Origin of the sequence: Sphingomonas astragali (assembly GCF_051400615.1) — a bacterium.
GTDB lineage: Bacteria > Pseudomonadota > Alphaproteobacteria > Sphingomonadales > Sphingomonadaceae > Sphingomonas.
In genome coordinates, this window is sequence record NZ_JBLFFH010000001.1 from 268589 (window position 1) to 285945 (window position 17357).

Genomic DNA, 17357 nt, shown 5'->3' on the forward strand with positions numbered 1-17357 from the left:
CGTGGCGCGGGTCGACGGGGCACCGGTCTGCATCATCACGCTGACCTATCGCGTACCTCTCGAGGAGATCGACAGGCTCCTGCCCGCGCATGTCGCCTGGCTCGAGAAGGGGTTCGACGAGGGCCTGTTCCTGATCGCCGGCCGGCAGGTGCCGCGCGTCGGCGGCGTCATCCTGTGCCGGGGCCATCGCGCCGAGGTCGAGGCGCTGGCGGCCACCGATCCGTTCGTGACGGGCGGCGCCAGCGATTTCGCCGTCACCGAGGTCGCGGCAAGCATGGCTGCGTCCGCGATCGCCGCGTTGCTGCAATGAGCATCGCGCTGATCGACTATGGCGCGGGCAACCTCCATTCGGTCCACAACGCGCTGAAGGCGGCGGGCGCCGCGGACGTCGCCGTCACCGCTGATCCGGACGCCGTGCGCCGCGCCGAGCGGGTCGTGCTGCCCGGCGTCGGCGCGTTCGGCGCCTGCGCGAGTGGGCTGCGCGGCATTCCCGGCATGGTCGAGGCGCTGGACGAACGCGTGCTGCGCGGCGGGGCGCCGTTCCTCGGCGTGTGCGTCGGGATGCAGCTCATGGCGACGCGCGGGCTCGAGCGCGGCGAGCACGAGGGGCTTGGCTGGATCGCGGGCGAGGTCGCGCCGATCGTCCCGAAGGAAGGCGTGCGCGTGCCGCACATGGGCTGGAACGACGTGACACCGACCGTCCAGCACCCGCTGATCGAGGCGGGCGAGGCCTATTTCCTGCACGGCTTCGCCTTCACCGGCGAGAACGCGATCGCGACGACCGAGCACGGCGGGACGCTGACGGCGGCGATCGGACGCGGCAATCTGATCGGCGTACAGTTCCATCCCGAGAAGAGCCAGCGCTACGGGATCGAGTTGCTCGCGCGTTTCCTAGAGTGGCGCCCGTGATCGTCTTCCCCGCCATCGACCTCAAAGCCGGTCAGGTGGTGCGCCTCGCCGAGGGCGATATGGCCCGTGCGACCGTCTACGGCGACGATCCCGCCGCGCAGGCCGTCGCCTTCGCCGCGGCCGGGGCCGAGTGGCTGCACGTCGTCGACCTCGACGGGGCGTTCGCCGGCGATTCGGTCAACGGCGCCGCGGTCGCGCGCATCCTCGAGGCGTTTCCCGGCAAGGTCCAGCTCGGCGGCGGCGTCCGTAGCCGCGAGGCGATCGAGCGCTGGTTCGGTCTCGGCGTGACGCGCGTGGTGATCGGCACCGCCGCGCTGGAGAATCCCGAACTGGTGCGCGAGGCGGCGCGCGACTACCCCGGTGAAGTGGTCGTCGCGGTCGACGCGCGCGACGGCATGGTCGCGACCAGGGGCTGGGCCGAGGTCTCCGACGTGCCGGTCGTCGATCTCGCCCGCCGGTTCGAGGATGCGGGCGTCGGGGCGCTGCTGTTCACCGATGTGGGCCGCGACGGACTGCTCAAGGGCTGCAACGTCGAGGCGACGGTCGCGCTGGCCGAAGCCGTCGCGATTCCGGTGATCGCGAGCGGCGGCGTCGCCGGGATCGCCGATATCGACGCGCTGGCCGGCCGGCCGGGTATCGAAGGCGTCATTACCGGCCGTGCGCTCTACGACGGCCGGCTCGATCTCGGCGAAGCGATCCGGATGGCGGCGCGATGACCCTCCGCGCGCGCGTCATCCCCTGTCTCGACGTCGCCGGCGGGCGCGTGGTGAAAGGCGTCAATTTCGTTGACCTCAGGGACGCCGGCGATCCGGTCGAGCAGGCACGCGCCTATGACGCGGCAGGGGCGGACGAGCTCTGCTTCCTCGACATCGGCGCCAGCCACGAAGGACGCGAGACGATCGTCGACGTCGTCCGCCGCACCGCCGAGGTTTGCTTCATGCCGCTGACCGTCGGCGGCGGCGTGCGCTCGGTCGCGGATGCGCGCGCGCTGCTGCTTGCCGGCGCGGACAAGGTCGCGGTCAATTCCGCCGCGGTCGCGCGGCCGCAGGTGGTCGCCGAGATCGCCGAGCGGATGGGGAGCCAGTGCGTGGTCGCCTCGGTCGACGCGCGGCGGGTGGACGGGCATTGGGAGGTGTTCACCCACGGCGGCCGCCGCGCCACCGGCATCGACGCCGTCGCGCATGCGCTGCGGCTGGCCGAGCTCGGCGCGGGCGAGTTGCTCGTTACCTCGATGGACCGGGACGGCACCCGCGACGGCTATGACCTCGAGCTGACCCGCGCCATCGCCGATCAGGTGTCGGTGCCGGTGATCGCGAGCGGCGGTGTCGGCGGGCTGCAGCATCTCGTCGAGGGCATCCGCGACGGCCATGCCAGCGCGGTGCTCGCCGCCTCGATCTTCCACTTCGCCGAGGCGAGCATTGCCGACGCCCATGCCGCCTTGGCGGCGGCGGGGATTCCGGTGCGGCGTTAACCGGATCATTCTTGATCCTCCTTATCGTCCCGTTCGCCCTGAGCTTGTCGAAGGGCGGGCTCACGATCGCAAGGTCGCCCTTCGACAAGCTCAGGGCGAACGGGAGTGTTCGATGGTCCTTGCGGTCCTTTCCTTGTCGCTGGTTCTTCCCACAATCGCCCACGCCGCCGCTCCGCACAGCGGTCAGGTCGTCCGCAGCGGCTTCGCGCTCAGCGACGTCGCGCTGTTCGTGTTCGCCGCGATCGGCGTCTGGCTGGCGCAGCGAAGCATGAGGCGGCGGGCCGGCAAGCGCGCCAAGGATTGACTTGCGCGCGCCGCTCCGCCTGAACGGGCGGCGATGGACCAGCTCGACGCTCTCGAAGCCACGATTCGCCGGCGGCTGACCGCCGACCCCGCGACTTCCTATGTCGCGCGGCTCGCGTCGAAGGGACGCGCCAAGATCGCGCAGAAGCTCGGCGAGGAAGCGGTCGAGACGGTGATCGCGGCAATGGGCGACGACCGGGCGGCGCTCACCGGCGAGGCGGCGGACCTCACCTTCCACCTCCTCGTCCTGCTCGCCCACGCCGGCGTGAGCCTCGACGACGTCCGCGCCGAGCTGGCCCGGCGGGAAGGTGTCTCGGGATTGGACGAGAAGGCGGGCCGCCCGAGCTGATCGTCATGCCGGGCTTGTCCCGGCATCCACCGTGCAGCAAAGGCGGCCGCCGGAGGATTTGTGAAACGGTGGACCCCGGAACAAGTCCGGGGTGACGAGGGAGAATGACCGTGCCGATCGACGCCACCCGGCCCTATGACGACCAGAATGTCTTCGCGAAAATCCTGCGCGGCGAGATTCCCTCGAATCGTGTCTACGAGGACGAGTTCGCGCTCGCCTTCCACGACATCAACCCGCAGGCGCCGCACCATGTCCTGGTGATCCCCAAGGGACCCTATGTCTCGTGGGACGACTTCAGCGCCACGGCCTCGGAGGCGGAGATCGCCGGCTTCGTCCGCGCGGTCGGCCACGTCGCGCGCGAGGCAGGTCTCGTCGGGCCCGGCTATCGCCTGCTGGTTAATACCGGCATCGACGCGCACCAAGAGATACCGCATCTCCACGTCCACATCTTCGCCGGGCGACCGCTGGGGCCGATGCTCGCGCGTTAAGGGCGTTAAGGGATTGCACGGAACGGTTTTCGGTCTAGGCTCCCCGGCCATCCGTAAACCGCTGCGGCGCATATGCGTGCGCTGCTTCCCTGGGGGGATGTTGTTTTCATGATTTTCGGGCGTATCAAGCCACTCGACGCCATATTGGCGACGGCCGAGAAGAAATCGCTGCACCGATCGCTCGGCGCGTTCCAGCTCACCATGCTCGGGATCGGCGCCGTGATCGGCACCGGCATCTTCGTGCTCACCGCCGAGGCCGCGCAGAAGGCCGGCCCCGGCATGATGCTGTCCTTCGTCATCGCCGGCTTCGTCTGCGCGGTGGCGGCGCTCTGCTATGCCGAGATGGCGGCGATGGTGCCGGTCTCGGGATCGGCCTATACCTACAGCTATGCCGTGATGGGCGAGCTGGTCGCCTGGATGGTCGGCTGGGCGCTGATCCTCGAATATGCGATCGCGGCCGGCGCGGTCTCGGTCGGCTGGTCGGGCTATTTCATCGGTTGGCTCAACACCAGCTTCAATATCTCGATACCCCTTGCGCTGGTGCGCGGGCCGTTCGACGGCGGCATGATCAACCTGCCGGCGATGCTGATCGCCGCGGTGGTGACCGCGCTGCTCGTCAAGGGCACCAAGGAGAGCGCGACGGTCAACGCCGTGCTGGTCGCGATCAAGATCCTCGCGCTGTCGCTGTTCGTGATCCTGACGATCCCGGTCATCAGGACTGGCCAGTTCACGCCGTTCGCGCCGCTCGGCTTCGCCGGCATCTCTGGCGCGGCGGCCTCGATCTTCTTCGCCTATGTCGGCTTCGATGCGGTGTCGACCGCCGCCGAGGAGACCAAGAACCCGCAGCGCAACATGCCGATCGGCCTGATCGGCAGCCTCGCCATCTGCACCATCTTCTACATGCTCGTCGCCGCGGGGGTGATCGGTACGGTCGGCGCGCAGCCGGTGTTCGGTCCGGGGCATGAGGTGCTGTCGCCCGGCACGCCGGCGCTGTCGCAGGCGTGCGCTGCGATCCAGGAAAACGCCGTCGTCTGCTCCAAGGAGGCGCTGGCCTGGACGCTGAAGCAGATCGGCTGGCCGTTCATCGGATGGCTGGTGGGCGCCGCAGCGATCATCGCGCTGCCGTCGGTCATCCTGATGATGATGTTCGGCCAGACCCGGGTCTTCTTCGTGATGAGCCGCGACGGGCTGCTGCCCGAAATCTTCTCGAAGATTCACCCCAGGTTCCGCACCCCCTATGTCATCACGCTGCTGACCGGCCTGTTCGTCACCCTGTTCGCGGCCTTCTTCCCGGTCGGCCTGCTGGCGGATGTCTCGAATTCGGGTACGTTGTTCGCCTTCGCCGCGGTGTCGATCGCGGTGCTGGTGCTGCGCAGGACCGATCCCGGCCGTGCCCGTCCGTTCCGGACCCCGGCGATCATGCTGATCGCGCCGATCTCCATCATCGGCTGCGTCTACCTGTTCTTCAGCCTGTCCGGCCCGACGATCATGCTGTTCTTCGGCTGGGCGGTCATCGGCCTGATCGTCTACTTCACCTACAGCTACCGGCGCAGCCACGTCGGCCGCGGCATCGTCGAGGTGCATGAGGACGACCCCGACGTGCCGCCGCAGCCGGTGCCGCCGTTGCCCGATGCGCCGACGCCCGGCGGCCGGCAGGCCTGAGAAGACATCCAAGCAAAAGGCCGGGGAATTGGCCCCCCGGCCTTCTTCCTTGCCTGATGCGAGCGGATCAGGCGGCTGCCTTCTCCGCGATCAACGCCTTGAGGTCGGTGCGGGGACGTGCACCGAAATGGCTGATCACTTCCGCTGCGCACACCGCGCCGTAAACGAGGCTGCGGTCGAGCGGGATGCCGCGCGTGATCCCGTAGAGCACGCCGGCCGCGAACAGGTCGCCCGCGCCGGTGGTGTCGACCACTTGGTCGATCGGCTCGGCCGGCACCTCGAAACGCTGCCCGTCCTGGAACGCCAGCGCACCCTTTTCGCTGCGGGTGACGACCAGCATCTCGACGCGCGGCTGCACGCGCGCGATCGCCGCCTCGAGGTCTTCGGTCTGGGCGAGCGCCCTCAGCTCGTTCTCGTTGGCGAAGAGGATGTCGATCATTCCCTCTTCGATCAGCGCGCGGAAATCGTCGCCGTGGCGGTCGATGCAGAACACGTCGCTGAGCGTGAAGGCGATCCGCCGCCCCGCATCGTGCGCGACCTGCATCGCGCGCCGCATCGCCGCGCGCGGCTCTTCGGGATCCCACAGATAGCCTTCGAGGTAAAGGATCTTGCCGGCGCGGATCATCTCCTCGTCCAGCGCGGCGGCCGGCAGGAACTGCGAGGCGCCGAGGAAGGTGTTCATCGTCCGCTGGCCGTCGGGCGTCACCAGGATCAGGCAACGCGCGGTCGAAGGCTCGCCTTCGCGCGCCGCGGTGGTGAAGTCGACGCCGGACGCGCGGATGTCGTGCGCGAACACCTGGCCGAGCTGATCGTGCGCGACCTGGCCGATGAAGCCGGCCGTGCCGCCGAGCGCAGTGAGGCCGGCAACGGTGTTGGCGGCAGAACCCCCGCTCACTTCCTGGCCCGGGTTCATCCGGGCATAGAGCGCATCGGCCTGCTCGGGCGAGAGCATGAGCTGCATCGAGCCCTTGGTCATCCCCTCCTCGGCAATGAACGCATCGGTGGCGTCCGCGAGGATGTCGACGATCGCGTTGCCGATCGCGACCACGTCGTACTTGGTCTCCACATATTTCTCCCGAGAGTCGATTCGCCGCCCGTAGGGACTGGCGCCTTCATACGCAACGCTTCGACAGCGGCGATTCATGCCGGTAGATGATCGGTCGTGGTGCAGGCATTCCTCCTTTCGCTCGAGCAGCTTGGCGACCGTCGGGTGCTGCGCGTCCTGGTGAAGTCACTGCTCGTCACGCTGGCATTGCTGGCGACGCTCGGTGTCGGGCTGTGGCTGGGCGTCGGGGCGTTCGTCCAATGGCTGGGTGCAAGCGCCGGCTGGGCGGACTTTGCCGGCGCAGCGGCGGCGCTCGGCAGCATCGCGATCGGCTGGCTGCTGTTCCGCGCGATCGTGATCGCGGTGACCGGGGTGTTCGCCGACGAGGTGGTCGAGGCAGTCGAGGCGCGGCACTATCCTCGCGCGCTCGCCACCGCCCGGCCGGTGCCGCTCGCCCGCGGCGTGGCGATGGGGCTGCGCTCCGCCGTGCGGGCACTGGTCGTCAACCTGGCGGCAAGCCCGGTCTACGTCGTCCTGCTGGTGACCGGGATCGGCACCGCGATCGGCTTCTTCGTCGTCAACGCCTGGCTACTCGGCCGAGATCTTGGCGACATGGTGGCGGCACGGCACATGGATGCGCGCGCGATGGCGGGCTTCCGCAGCGCCACCACCGGCCGGCGCTTGTTGCTGGGTGCGGTCGGGACCGCGCTGCTGCTCGTACCGTTCGTCAATCTGCTCGCCCCCGTGCTCGGCGCGGCGATGGCGACGCATCTCTTCCATCGGAGGCTAGAAGCATGAAGATCAGGGTGGTCGTCGTGGGGCTGGCTCTGGGGGCCTGTACGGCAACGCCCGCACCGCGCCGCGCGGCGCCGATCCCGGTGCCGCCGCCGCGCATCTATCCCACTACGGGGCTCGAGCGCGTGATCGGCCAGACCGCTCCGGCGCTGACCAAGGCGTTCGGCAAGCCGGACGTCGAGATCACCGAGGGCAGCGCACGCAAGCTCCAGTTCACCAGCCAGATCTGCGTGCTCGACGCCTATCTCTACCCTCCCAAGGACGGCGGCGAGCCCGTCGTGACCCACATCGACACCCGCCAGCGCGACGGAAGCGCGATCGACCGCGCAAGCTGCGTGGCGGCGCTCAACCGGCGCGAGGGCGGGAAGTAGCCGAACCAAGCCGATCGAGCGCCCACTCAGCCGCCTCCGCGACTGCCGGATCGGGATCGTCCAGCAACCGCCGCACCGGCCCGACCAGCGCGGCATCGTCGCTGTTCCCTGCCGCGATCAGGCAGTTGCGCACCATCCGATCCCGCCCGATCCGCTTGATCGGCGAGCCCGCAAACACCTGGCGGAAACCCGCATCGTCGAGGGCAAGCAGGTCAGCGAGCGCCGGCACCGCCAACTCGGCGCGCGGCAGGAAGGCGCGATTGGCCGCAGCGGCCGAGGCGAACTTGTTCCACGGGCACACCGCCAGGCAATCATCGCAGCCGTAGATGCGGTTGCCGATCGCGGCGCGGAATTCCTCCGGGATCGACCCCTTGTGCTCGATGGTGAGGTAGGAGATGCAGCGCCGCGCATCGAGCCGATAGGGCGCGGGAAAGGCATCGGTCGGACAGGCGCGCCGGCAGGCGTCGCAGCTCCCGCACCGCCCCTTCCCCGCCGCGTCGGGAGCGAGGTCGAGCGTGGTGTAGATCGCGCCGAGGAACAGCCAGCTCCCATGCTCGCGACTGACGAGATTGGTGTGCTTGCCCTGCCAGCCGAGCCCGGCCGCCTCGGCGAGCGGCTTCTCCATCACCGGGGCGGTGTCGACGAACACCTTGATCCCCGCCGGCGCCTGTTCCACCAGCCAGCGTCCGAGCGCCTTGAGCTGGCGCTTCACCACGTCATGGTAATCGGCGCCCTGGGCATAGACCGAGATGCGGCCGACATCCCCCTCACCCGCCAGCGCCAGCGGATCGCGGCCGGGCGCGTAGCTCATGCCCAGCGCGATCACGCTCCGCACCTCCGGCCACAACCCGGCGGGCGAGGCCCGCTGCCCGGCGCGCTCCTCCATCCAGATCATCGAGCCGTGGCAGCCCTCCGCCAGCCATTGCCGCAGGCGCTCCCCCGCCGCCGGCGCCGCGTCGGCGCGCGCGATGCCGGCCGCGGCGAAGCCCAGCTCCGCGGCTTTATCCTTCAGCAACGCTTCCAACGGCTTGTCTTGTCGCACGATAGCCCGCTACCACGAGTCGAAGCGGAAGGGGGGCGTTTTGTTGTCGGGAAGCTGGGCCGTCACCGCCAAAGGGCTGGTCAAGCGCTTCGGCGAGCGCAACGTCGTCGACGGCGTCGACATCGCCGTGCCGAAGGGAGCGGTCTACGGCGTGCTCGGCCCCAACGGCGCGGGCAAGACCACCACGCTCAGGATGCTGCTCGGCATCATCGAGCCCGACGGTGGCGAACGCACGCTGCTCGGCACCGCCCACCCGCGCGAGGCGAGCGACCGGGTCGGCTATCTGCCCGAGGAGCGCGGGCTCTATCCCGGCATGAAGGCGGCGGAGGCGATCGCCTTCCTCGGTGCGCTGAGGGGCCTCGACTGGCGCACCGGCCGCAAGCGCGCGCGCGCCATGCTGGAAAGCGCCGGGCTCGGCCAGGCCGCCGACCAGAAGATCCGCAAGCTCTCCAAGGGCATGGCGCAGCTCGTCCAGCTCCTTGGATCGGTGGTGCACGAGCCCGAGCTGCTCGTGCTCGACGAACCTTTCTCCGGCCTCGATCCGGTCAACCAGGAGAAGCTCGAGAAGCTGATCCTGGCCGAGCGCGACCGCGGCGCCACCATCCTGTTCTCAACCCATGTCATGGCCCATGCCGAGCGGCTGTGCGACCGGCTCAGCATCATCGCCGGCGGCAAGGTGCGATTCGAGGGAACGGTGGCGGAAGCGCGCGCGACGCTGCCGATGAAGGCGCATTACGTGCCGCACCATCCGAACGACGCCATCCGCGCACTGCTGCCCGCCGATGCCGAGCGGGAAAACGGCGGATGGCAGTTCACCCTGCCAGAGGAGGGGATCGAGGCGACGCTGACGCGGCTGATCGAGGCGGGCTACGGCATTTCCGGCCTGTCGATCGAACGGCCGGGGCTGCACGATGCCTTCGTCAGGATCGTCGGCCGCGACGCGCTGGAGCAGGGGGCATGAGCACCACCCGCCATCTCTTCCGCCAGACGCTGACGGTCGCCCGGCGCGATTTCATCGCGACGGTGTTCACGCCGACCTTCCTCATCTTCCTGCTCGCGCCGATCCTCATGGCCAGCTTCGGCGTGATCGGCGGCCTCGGCGCGCACGGCATGGCCGACAGCTCGCTCGACAAGGAGCGGATCGTCGCGATCGCGTCGGAAACGGAAGGTCGCGCCCTGATCGCGGCCGATCGCGGCCTGCGGCCGCTGTTCCGCCGTGGAGAGGCGCCGCCAAGGCTGTTCATCGAACCGCCGGCAGCCGACCCGGAGGCGCAGGCGCGGGCGCTGTTCGAGCGCAAGGACATCGAAGCCTCGGCCGTGCTGTTCGGCCCGCTCGAACGTCCGATCGTGCTCTACGGCAACCGCGAGGGGCGCCGCGCCGACTATCTCGCCCGTCTGGCCGAGGAAGGCCTGCGCGATGCGCTGGTCCCCGGCAAGCTCTCCTCCGCCACCAAGCGGCCGGTGAAGCGCGTCACCGCCACCGCTTCCGGGCATGGGCAGGCGGCCTTCTTCACCGTGTTCGGCATCTTCTTCCTGACGCTGCTGCTGGCGGGTCAGGCGGTCGGCACCATGGCGGAGGAGCGGTCGAACAAGGTGATCGAGGTGCTCGCCGCGGCGGTGCCGCTTGAAAGCGTGTTCCTGGGCAAGCTGATCGGCATGTTCGGCGTCGCGGTGCTGTTCGTCGGCTTCTGGGGCACCATCCTCGGCAATCTCGCGTCGCTGCTGCCCGGCGGGATCGGCCGCGCGTTCGCGGAGATCGGCCCGGCGGTCGGCCTGCCCGCCTTCCCGCTGCTGTTCTTCGCCTATTTCACCATGTCCTACATGCTGCAGGGCGCGGTGTTCCTGAGCGTCGGCGCGCAGGCCTCGACGCCGCGGGAGATCCAGCTGCTGTCGCTGCCGATCACCATCTTCCAGGTGGCGATGTTCGGCTGGGCGCAGGCCGCCGCCTCCAACCCCGACAGCTGGATCGCGCGGGGCGCCGAGATCTTCCCCTTCAGCTCGCCGCTGGCGATGGGCGCGCGGGCAGCGAACAAGCCCGAGCTGTGGCCGCATCTGCTGGCGCTCGGCTGGCAGGCGCTGTGGGTGGCGATCACCATCTGGGTCGGCGCGCAGCTGTTCCGTCGCGGCGTGCTGCAATCGGGCAGCCCGAAGCTGTTCCGGCGACGAACCGCTGTTGACACAGGTGTCAGTTAAGGCATTCTCCGCTCCGGACTAAGGAGAGGCAGGATGGCGACGCTCGCGCAGGATGCGGTCCACACGCCGGAGGTCGATCCGCTCGACGTCAGCCGGCCCGAGCTCTACCGCGACGACGTCTGGCAGGCACCCTTTGCCGAGATCCGGCGCCGCGGCGGCATCCACAGGACCGAGCACAGCGGTTTCGGCCCCTATTGGTCGGTCGCGACCTACAAGCCGATCGTGCACATCGAGTCGCTGCCCGAGCTGTTCTCGTCGGAGGCGGGCGGGATCACCATCGCCGACTTCGATCCCAACTCGGACGTGAAGATGCCGATGTTCATCGCGCGCGACCGTCCGGTGCACACCGCGCAGCGCCGCACCGTCGCGCCGGCCTTCACGCCGTCGGAGATGGTGCGGATGACCGACGACATCCGCCGCCGAACCGCCGAGATCCTCGACGCATTGCCGATCGGCGAGACGTTCGACTGGGTCGACCGCGTGTCGATCGAGCTCACCACGCAGATGCTGGCGATCCTGTTCGATTTCCCGTGGGAGGACCGGCGCAAGCTCACCTTCTGGTCCGACTGGGCCGGCGATATCGAGATCGTCAAGAACGACGAACTCAGGCAGCAGCGGCTGCAGCACATGTTCGAATGCGGCGCCTATTTCCAGAACCTGTGGAACCAGAAGGTCGGCAAGGAGCCGACCCCCGACCTCATCAGCATGATGGTCCATTCGGACGCGATGGCACACATGGACCAATATGAGTTCATCGGGAACCTCATCCTGCTGATCGTCGGCGGCAACGACACCACGCGCAACTCGATGTCGGCCTATGCCTACGGCCTCAGCCTCTTCCCCGACGAGCGTGCCAAGCTGGAGGCCGATCCGTCGCTGATCCAGAACGCGACGCAGGAGATCATCCGCTGGCAGACCCCGCTCGCGCACATGCGGCGGACCGCGACGCAGGATGCGGAGGTCGAGGGACACAGGATCCGCGAGGGCGACAAGATCGCGCTCTGGTACATCTCCGCCAACCGCGACGAGAGCGTGTTCGGCGAGGACGCCGACCGGATCGTGGTCGACCGCCCCAACGCGCGGCGCCATCTCGCCTTCGGCCACGGCATCCACCGCTGCGTCGGCGCGCGGCTCGCGGAGCTCCAGATCAGCGTGCTGCTGGAGGAGATGGCCAAGCGACGCCTGCGCGCCAACCTGCTCGACGAGCCGGTGCGGGTCTCCGCCTGTTTCGTCCACGGCTATCGCAAGATGCCGGTGGAGCTGAGCCGCTACTGAGGCCATTGCTCCCGGCAAAGGCTGGAGCCCTGCATCAGGCAGTTCGCGAATGGCCTCGGCCTCGCCCGGAACGCCAGGACGGATCGACATTCAGCAATTTAGCCCCTCCCCTTCAGGGGAGGGGTTGGGGTGGGGGCTCGCCCCAAGCAATAGAGCCTGCCGAACTCCCCCACCCCCAACCCCTCCCCTGAAGGGGAGGGGCTACGGTAGACTCTCGCACCGCCTGATTGTCGATCCGCCCTTGGTCATGTCGTATTCGACACCGAACGACCTCGGCGTTGAACGCCGACGCCCCGCCGCCCTTGCAATGTAGGACTTCGCCTGCTTCGCTCGCGCGCTCCGATGCGCACAGGCGTCGGTGCGCTCTTTGATCCCGTTGATCCCCCCGTGCCGCGTCCATGGCGCGTCCACGCCGCGCACGTGTCGCGTCAGCGCCGCGTCCACGCCGCTTCCGTGGCGCGTTCTTGGCGCGTCCCTGTCGCATCCGTGCCGCGTCGCTGCCGCGTTCGAGCGGCCTTCCCAGCGTGCCGGCTCGCAAGCCCGCGACCTGGGTCAATTTAGTCAACTTTTCTGGTCCGCCTCGAACCGGCAAGCGCCGCGACGTGCGATCCTTTTACCGTGCCGTCGCAGAAACCTGAATGACAAGGCGATCTAGCGTTTCGCCACCCAGCGCAGCGCATTGGCGATGATGCGCCGGAAGTTCGGGTCGTCATAGGCTTCGGGCATATGCCCGAGCGCGGCATAGACGACCCGGCCCCGTCCCACCTGCCGTGCCCAGATCACCGGATGGAGCTTGCCCATCGCCTTGCCCTGGGGCGGTCGGTAGCTGCCCTCGTCGATCGTGGCGAGCAGCGTGAGGCCCGCACCGCCGGGCACGCGGTCGAACGAATACCATTCGTCGTTCGGCGTCCAGGGCAGGCGGACCCCCGCCATCACCGGATGGCCGGGTGCGAGGACCGAGATGCTTGCACGCTGGATATGGTCCGCACCGCCCGGATGGCCGGTGAAGCGCGCGCCGATCACCTCGTCGATCCACCACGGCCAGGCATGGCTGCCGTCGCCCGCCGCATGGAGCGCGACGACGCCCCCGCCGGCCTCGATCCACCGCTGGAGCGCCGCTTGCTGCGCCGGCATGGCGAAGTCCCCGCTGACGCTGTTCAGCACCACCACCGAGAAGCGCGCGAGCTGGGCGTCGTTCAGAACCGCGGCGTTCTCGGTCGCATAGCTGCGCCGGCGGGCGGCCGCGGCAAGCTCGCTCAGTACGGCGTTCGAATGCGGCAGATGCTCGAGATGGCGCCAGCCGTTGGTCTTGGACAGGATCAGCACGCCGTCGCGAAGCCCGCGCGGCAGTTCGGGCGGCACGCTGTCGACGACGGGTGCAGGCAGGTGCGGATCGCGCGGCTGCTGCGCCGCTCCCACCACCATCAGTCCTGCGAGCAGCATCGCCAGCTTGCCAATCGCCATAGCCCCTCTCCATATTGGTTGCGGTCCCATATGGACCGGACCGGCGCTTCAGGCGAGCCCTCGCCTGCTTGCGTCCTGCTGGAGAGTTCCGATGCACACCGATCGGCGGACCTTCTTCGTCGGCCTGACCGGCCTCACCGCCGCCGCCCTGTGGCCGGGAAGCGCGGTCGCGGCCTATGAGGTTCAGCTCTCCGACGCCGAATGGCGCAAGCGGCTGTCGCCCCAAGCCTACGCCGTGCTGCGCAAGGCGAGCACCGAATATCCCTTCACCAGCCCGCTCAACGAGGAGCACCGCTCCGGCGTCTTCTCCTGCGGCGGCTGCAAGCTGCCGCTGTTCACCTCCAAGACCAAGTTCGACAGCGGCACCGGCTGGCCGAGCTTCTGGGCGCCGCTCCGGGGCGCCGTAGCGCTGAGCCGCGACACCACGCTCGGCATGGTGCGCACCGAAGTCCATTGCCGCCGCTGCGGCGGTCATCTGGGGCATGTGTTCGACGACGGGCCGAAGCCGACCGGCAAGCGCTATTGCATGAACGGTGCGGCGCTGGTCTTCACATTGCGGAACTTCGGGTGAGAGCGACGCCGGATCGACGACGCTCCAGGCTCCAATCGGCCGCCTATTGGAAGAAACAGAAGACCTTGAGAACGCGGAACAGCGCGTTGAAGCTGTCGTGGTCCAGCACGCCGATGTCACCAGCCAGCGCCGCCAGGATGGCTTCGTCCCGGATTTCCGGATGGCGTGACAGCGACGATCGCCTGACGAGATCGATGAGATAGTCCCGGTTCTCGCTTATCCCGCGCCGCGCTACCGGATCGAATCTCTCCTTGACGTAATCCGTCTCAAAGACCGGCTCTCCGAGCACCCGGGTCAGCGTCTTCCGAAGCAGCTGGCGATCGCGCCGATAGCTGCGCGGCAGCCGGGAGATGAAACGAGCCAGCGCGATGTTGTGATAGGGATAGATCGGCCACAACCCATATCGCAGCAATCGCTGCGATTGGCTGGCGGCACTCTGCCAGCATGTCTCCTGCAGCCACGCACGCGGGTACGAGAGACCAGCCGCGCCGGCCAACTCCAGCCCCTTGGCGGTGAGAAAAGGGCATGGAGTCGCGCCACCCCCGGCCACCCCGCCATCCTCTCCTTCATAGGTCAGGTAGAGCTCGTCTCCGCCGAAGCCGGAAACCAGCGCATCGATCCCCGCCGCCCGCAACATCCCGAAGATCGCTTCGAATATCTCGGGATAGTTCTCATCCTCCGGCCAGACGCCGTACCGGACGCGGCGCAGGCTCGTGGGCGAGAACGGAGCGAATCGTTCAGCGGGGACCGACAGATCGTCGAAGCCGCCCCGATCGCGAAGCAGCCGCCGGCGCGCTCGCTGAGCCTCACCCATCGTGCCGTCGAATTGCGCGCCAATGCTCATCAACCCGGGCCCGGTCACGGCTGCGGCGGCCATCGAGACAAGGCCCGAATCCATGCCCCCGCTCAACTCGAGCGCCGTGCGAGATCGGTCGAGCGGGCGCACCTCGATCAGCGACTTGACCGTTTCGAACAACCTTGCCTGGATATCCGTCTCCGGCAATATCTCATGTGGGCCATCGTGCGTTATGGCTTCGGGCAGCTCGACCTCGACGCCTTGCGCCGTCACGGTGAGCGTCGCTCCGGCAGTGGCACGATGGACGCCGGCGACCACTGTCGCCGGCCCGTAAGTCGGTACGCCGGCGATCTGCGCCAAGGCGATGTCCCAGACGATCTCGGCCGTGCGGCCGTCGAGCAGCCGAGCATAGTCCCAGTCGATCGAGACACCGTCACCGTCTGCAATCAGATAAACCGGGACGGATATGACGGGCGACGCGCGATACCGCACCGCCCGGTTTCGGCGATCGACCGTCAGGACCGCGAAATCCAAGAGATGCCGTTCGAACGCGTCGAGCTCGGTCTGGAGCGCGGAGTCGGAAAGCTCCACCTCGACATGCACGCCCGACGGCTCATCCGAAAACCGTTCGTACGATATGATCGCCACGCGCTCGTCGCTTTCGAGCACGATCGTGCGAAGCAGCCGGTGCCGAACGGGAAAAATCGACGATCGGCCAAAAAAAATCCCCCCATCGACCACGTCGGTGGGGGTATCGAGATCATCGAATGTCAGTTCGCTTTGGAACAAGGCGATTTTCCGGTTCGCCTATGCCCGCAGCTGCATCAGTTGAAACCAAAAACCCTGTCGTCGCCCTCGTTCACCTTTATGGTGAGGGGACGGGCGTCGCCATGTGAGGTTCCGGGAACCAGCACCGAGTCGAGCTCCTCGAGCCGCAACCGCAACCGCTTCGATTTGGCTGATTTGGTCATGTCACTCTCCTGATGCTGACGATGCCTGCCAGCTATCGATAGCTCGCTAGTCGTCAGTGCGAAGACGCTAACCCGATCGGGGTATCAGCGCAACGGTATCGGATGGATACGGGCGGAAATAGGGGACGGATCGCCGCATCGCGCCGCGGAGCATCGGCGCCACCGTCGGAATCGGGCGGAGAAGTTCAGTTCGCCGGCGTAAGCGTCGCGACGCTTTCGAGCTTGAACGCAGCCGCTGCCGCCGCGGCGGTCATCACCGGCGCCTGGTCGCCGATAGGCTGCTCGATCTCAGGCTCACGGTCCGGATAGATGAAGCCGTGGGTCGGATAGGTGGAGGTGCCGAGCCCGCCGTTCGGCGCGTACCACACCTTGACGCGGCTCCAGTCGCCGGCTTCGGACACGTCGACCGCGCGGACATCGGTCTCGACACCGCCGCGGCGCGACCAATTGGCGTGCGTCAGCAGCACCTCGCGATCGCTCACCACCTTGGAGACGGTGGCGACATGGCCGAGCCGCATCCGCCTGGTCGGCGCGAAGGCGAGCACCGCACCTTTCTTCGGCGCCGAACCACGCTCGTAGCGGCCTGCGGCCTGGTTCCACCAAGTGAGCGCGTTGCCATGGATGTTCACGCCGGAGATCATGCGGGCGTAGGGAACACACTGCCAGAACTTGGCCTGGGCCGGAGCGGCGGTCATCAGCAGGCCGGCAGCCACGAGCGCGACACGCGCCGCAATACCGCGAATGTGCATGAAGACCCCCCGGCCTGAAACGATCCCAACTGAGGGGTAGTATGCAGGCGCGGACGGGCGCGGGAACCCCGTCGGCGTCGAACCGGTGAGATGGCGGGACGAATTGAGTGGAACTTTCGCCTCACTCCAATCTCGCCGCGCCCGCATCTCTCACAAGGGGCCACATGTTGTTGCCTTCGTGCATCACTCCACGAAATCCTGTGGATAGCCGACTCGGTTCGTCGCAGCTTTGTTGCAGTGCAACGGCGTTCATGTTTCCATAGGTGAACGGCGGACGACGAATGGTTAAGGGGTTGGTTAACCGTCCGGGTGCATCGTCCTGTCGTGTTTGGCGGGTGGGGTGACGACGATGACTTCCAAGATGAAACCGGCCGAAGGCGCGATGACGCTGGCGGAGATGAAGGAGTTCGCTGGGTTCAGCGCGGCGACGCAGCGTTACATCCGGCGTGCGCTCGACATTGGGCTCGATCGCGAGGACGCGCTGGCGCGCTGGTCGCGCGACGTGGTCGAGGCGGCGAGTATCCGGGCGCAGGCGCGGATGTACGATCGGCTTCCGGAAATCCGCGCGCTGATGCCCGACGACAGCGGGCTCGAGGCGATCGAGCCGTTCCTGGCGCCGCTGATCACGGTGTCCGCATTCGATCTGGGACAAGGGCGGCTGCCGACCTTCTCGGCCTACCGCTTCCTCTACGAGCGGCTGATCGGCGCCGAGGTGCGGCCGTGGCTGCCGGCGGCGTTCTGCGCCGCGTCGGCGCTGCCGACGCTGCACCCGGACCTTCGCCGCAAGCTGCTCCAGTCGATCAGCGAGGCGGCGGCGACGGCGTCGGGCTGGTCGACCCGCAAGCCGGCCTTCTTCCCCTATTGGGTCGAGAAGGTCGACACGGCGGCGCTGCCGAACTGAGC

At 68.1% G+C, this 17357-nt stretch carries 21 protein-coding genes; 15 read left to right on the forward strand and 6 right to left on the reverse strand.

Annotated elements, in window-relative coordinates; genetic code table 11:
• Window position 1: 1 nt before the first annotated feature.
• From ACMGER_RS01400 to ACMGER_RS01435, 8 genes are all read left to right on the forward strand, one after another.
• Window positions 2-310, forward strand: coding sequence for a YciI family protein (locus ACMGER_RS01400; protein ID WP_436810338.1), 309 nt, complete (start codon window positions 2-4; stop codon window positions 308-310).
• Window positions 307-909: an imidazole glycerol phosphate synthase subunit HisH gene (hisH, locus tag ACMGER_RS01405; protein WP_436810339.1), complete on the forward strand. Its 603-nt coding sequence runs from the start codon at window positions 307-309 to the stop codon at window positions 907-909. The genes ACMGER_RS01400 and hisH overlap by 4 nt, the downstream gene beginning before the upstream one ends.
• On the forward strand, window positions 906-1625 hold the full coding sequence (gene hisA / locus ACMGER_RS01410) for a 1-(5-phosphoribosyl)-5-[(5-phosphoribosylamino)methylideneamino]imidazole-4-carboxamide isomerase (protein WP_436810340.1): 720 nt from the start codon (window positions 906-908) through the stop codon (window positions 1623-1625). The genes hisH and hisA overlap by 4 nt, the downstream gene beginning before the upstream one ends.
• Complete coding sequence (gene hisF, locus ACMGER_RS01415) at window positions 1622-2380, forward strand: imidazole glycerol phosphate synthase subunit HisF (RefSeq protein ID WP_436810341.1); 759 nt, start codon at window positions 1622-1624, stop codon at window positions 2378-2380. Before hisA ends, hisF begins: the two co-directional genes overlap by 4 nt.
• Before the next feature lie 112 nt (window positions 2381-2492).
• Complete coding sequence (locus ACMGER_RS01420; RefSeq protein ID WP_436810342.1) at window positions 2493-2684, forward strand: hypothetical protein; 192 nt, start codon at window positions 2493-2495, stop codon at window positions 2682-2684.
• 33 nt (window positions 2685-2717) lie between these two features.
• Window positions 2718-3032 (forward strand): phosphoribosyl-ATP diphosphatase, encoded by a 315-nt coding sequence (locus ACMGER_RS01425; protein WP_436810343.1) that lies wholly within the window; start codon window positions 2718-2720, stop codon window positions 3030-3032.
• 110 nt (window positions 3033-3142) lie between these two features.
• Window positions 3143-3520, forward strand: coding sequence for a histidine triad nucleotide-binding protein (locus tag ACMGER_RS01430; protein WP_436811640.1), 378 nt, complete (start codon window positions 3143-3145; stop codon window positions 3518-3520).
• A 108-nt stretch (window positions 3521-3628) separates the two neighbouring features.
• On the forward strand, window positions 3629-5182 hold the full coding sequence (locus tag ACMGER_RS01435) for an amino acid permease (RefSeq protein WP_436810344.1): 1554 nt from the start codon (window positions 3629-3631) through the stop codon (window positions 5180-5182).
• A 67-nt stretch (window positions 5183-5249) separates the two neighbouring features.
• Here the strand turns inward: ACMGER_RS01435 and ACMGER_RS01440 are convergent, their stop codons facing one another.
• A complete protein-coding gene (locus tag ACMGER_RS01440; protein ID WP_436810345.1) occupies window positions 5250-6248 on the reverse strand; it encodes an adenosine kinase in 999 nt (332 codons plus the stop codon).
• Window positions 6249-6347: 99 nt separating this feature from the next.
• On the opposite strand from ACMGER_RS01440, the gene ACMGER_RS01445 reads away from it, so the two are divergent.
• Together ACMGER_RS01445 and ACMGER_RS01450 are read left to right on the forward strand one after the other, a co-directional pair.
• Window positions 6348-7025, forward strand: coding sequence for an EI24 domain-containing protein (locus ACMGER_RS01445; RefSeq protein ID WP_436810346.1), 678 nt, complete (start codon window positions 6348-6350; stop codon window positions 7023-7025).
• Window positions 7022-7393 carry a hypothetical protein gene (locus ACMGER_RS01450; protein ID WP_436810347.1) on the forward strand — a complete coding sequence of 124 codons (372 nt, stop codon included), beginning with the start codon at window positions 7022-7024 and terminating at the stop codon, window positions 7391-7393. Before ACMGER_RS01445 ends, ACMGER_RS01450 begins: the two co-directional genes overlap by 4 nt.
• Here the strand turns inward: ACMGER_RS01450 and queG are convergent.
• Window positions 7368-8435 (reverse strand): tRNA epoxyqueuosine(34) reductase QueG, encoded by a 1068-nt coding sequence (gene queG / locus ACMGER_RS01455; RefSeq protein ID WP_436810348.1) that lies wholly within the window; start codon window positions 8433-8435, stop codon window positions 7368-7370. The genes ACMGER_RS01450 and queG overlap by 26 nt on opposite strands.
• Window positions 8436-8478: 43 nt before the next feature.
• Between queG and ACMGER_RS01460 the strand changes: the two genes are divergently transcribed.
• Genes ACMGER_RS01460 through ACMGER_RS01470 form a run of 3 tightly spaced genes read left to right on the forward strand, consistent with a single transcriptional unit; the run spans window position 8479 to window position 11903 of the window.
• A complete protein-coding gene (locus ACMGER_RS01460) occupies window positions 8479-9396 on the forward strand; it encodes an ABC transporter ATP-binding protein (RefSeq protein WP_436810349.1) in 918 nt (305 codons plus the stop codon).
• Window positions 9393-10628: an ABC transporter permease gene (locus ACMGER_RS01465; protein WP_436810350.1), complete on the forward strand. Its 1236-nt coding sequence runs from the start codon at window positions 9393-9395 to the stop codon at window positions 10626-10628. Before ACMGER_RS01460 ends, ACMGER_RS01465 begins: the two co-directional genes overlap by 4 nt.
• Before the next feature lie 33 nt (window positions 10629-10661).
• Window positions 10662-11903 carry a cytochrome P450 gene (locus ACMGER_RS01470; protein WP_436810351.1) on the forward strand — a complete coding sequence of 414 codons (1242 nt, stop codon included), beginning with the start codon at window positions 10662-10664 and terminating at the stop codon, window positions 11901-11903.
• 651 nt (window positions 11904-12554) lie between these two features.
• Here the strand turns inward: ACMGER_RS01470 and ACMGER_RS01475 are convergent.
• Window positions 12555-13367: a ThuA domain-containing protein gene (locus ACMGER_RS01475; RefSeq protein ID WP_436810352.1), complete on the reverse strand. Its 813-nt coding sequence runs from the start codon at window positions 13365-13367 to the stop codon at window positions 12555-12557.
• A gap of 91 nt (window positions 13368-13458) precedes the next feature.
• On the opposite strand from ACMGER_RS01475, the gene msrB reads away from it, so the two are divergent.
• Window positions 13459-13938 carry a peptide-methionine (R)-S-oxide reductase MsrB gene (gene msrB / locus ACMGER_RS01480; RefSeq protein ID WP_436810353.1) on the forward strand — a complete coding sequence of 160 codons (480 nt, stop codon included), beginning with the start codon at window positions 13459-13461 and terminating at the stop codon, window positions 13936-13938.
• A 43-nt stretch (window positions 13939-13981) separates the two neighbouring features.
• Here the strand turns inward: msrB and ACMGER_RS01485 are convergent, their stop codons facing one another.
• The 3 genes from ACMGER_RS01485 to ACMGER_RS01495 form a co-directional block, all read right to left on the reverse strand.
• Complete coding sequence (locus ACMGER_RS01485) at window positions 13982-15523, reverse strand: asparagine synthetase B family protein (RefSeq protein WP_436810354.1); 1542 nt, start codon at window positions 15521-15523, stop codon at window positions 13982-13984.
• Window positions 15524-15558: 35 nt separating this feature from the next.
• Window positions 15559-15705, reverse strand: a complete 147-nt coding sequence (locus ACMGER_RS01490; protein ID WP_436810355.1) for a hypothetical protein — start codon at window positions 15703-15705, stop codon at window positions 15559-15561.
• A gap of 185 nt (window positions 15706-15890) precedes the next feature.
• Window positions 15891-16454: a CHAP domain-containing protein gene (locus ACMGER_RS01495; protein ID WP_436810356.1), complete on the reverse strand. Its 564-nt coding sequence runs from the start codon at window positions 16452-16454 to the stop codon at window positions 15891-15893.
• A gap of 349 nt (window positions 16455-16803) precedes the next feature.
• Between ACMGER_RS01495 and ACMGER_RS01500 the strand changes: the two genes are divergently transcribed.
• Window positions 16804-17355, forward strand: coding sequence for a hypothetical protein (locus ACMGER_RS01500; protein WP_436810357.1), 552 nt, complete (start codon window positions 16804-16806; stop codon window positions 17353-17355).
• Window positions 17356-17357 lie beyond the last annotated feature (2 nt).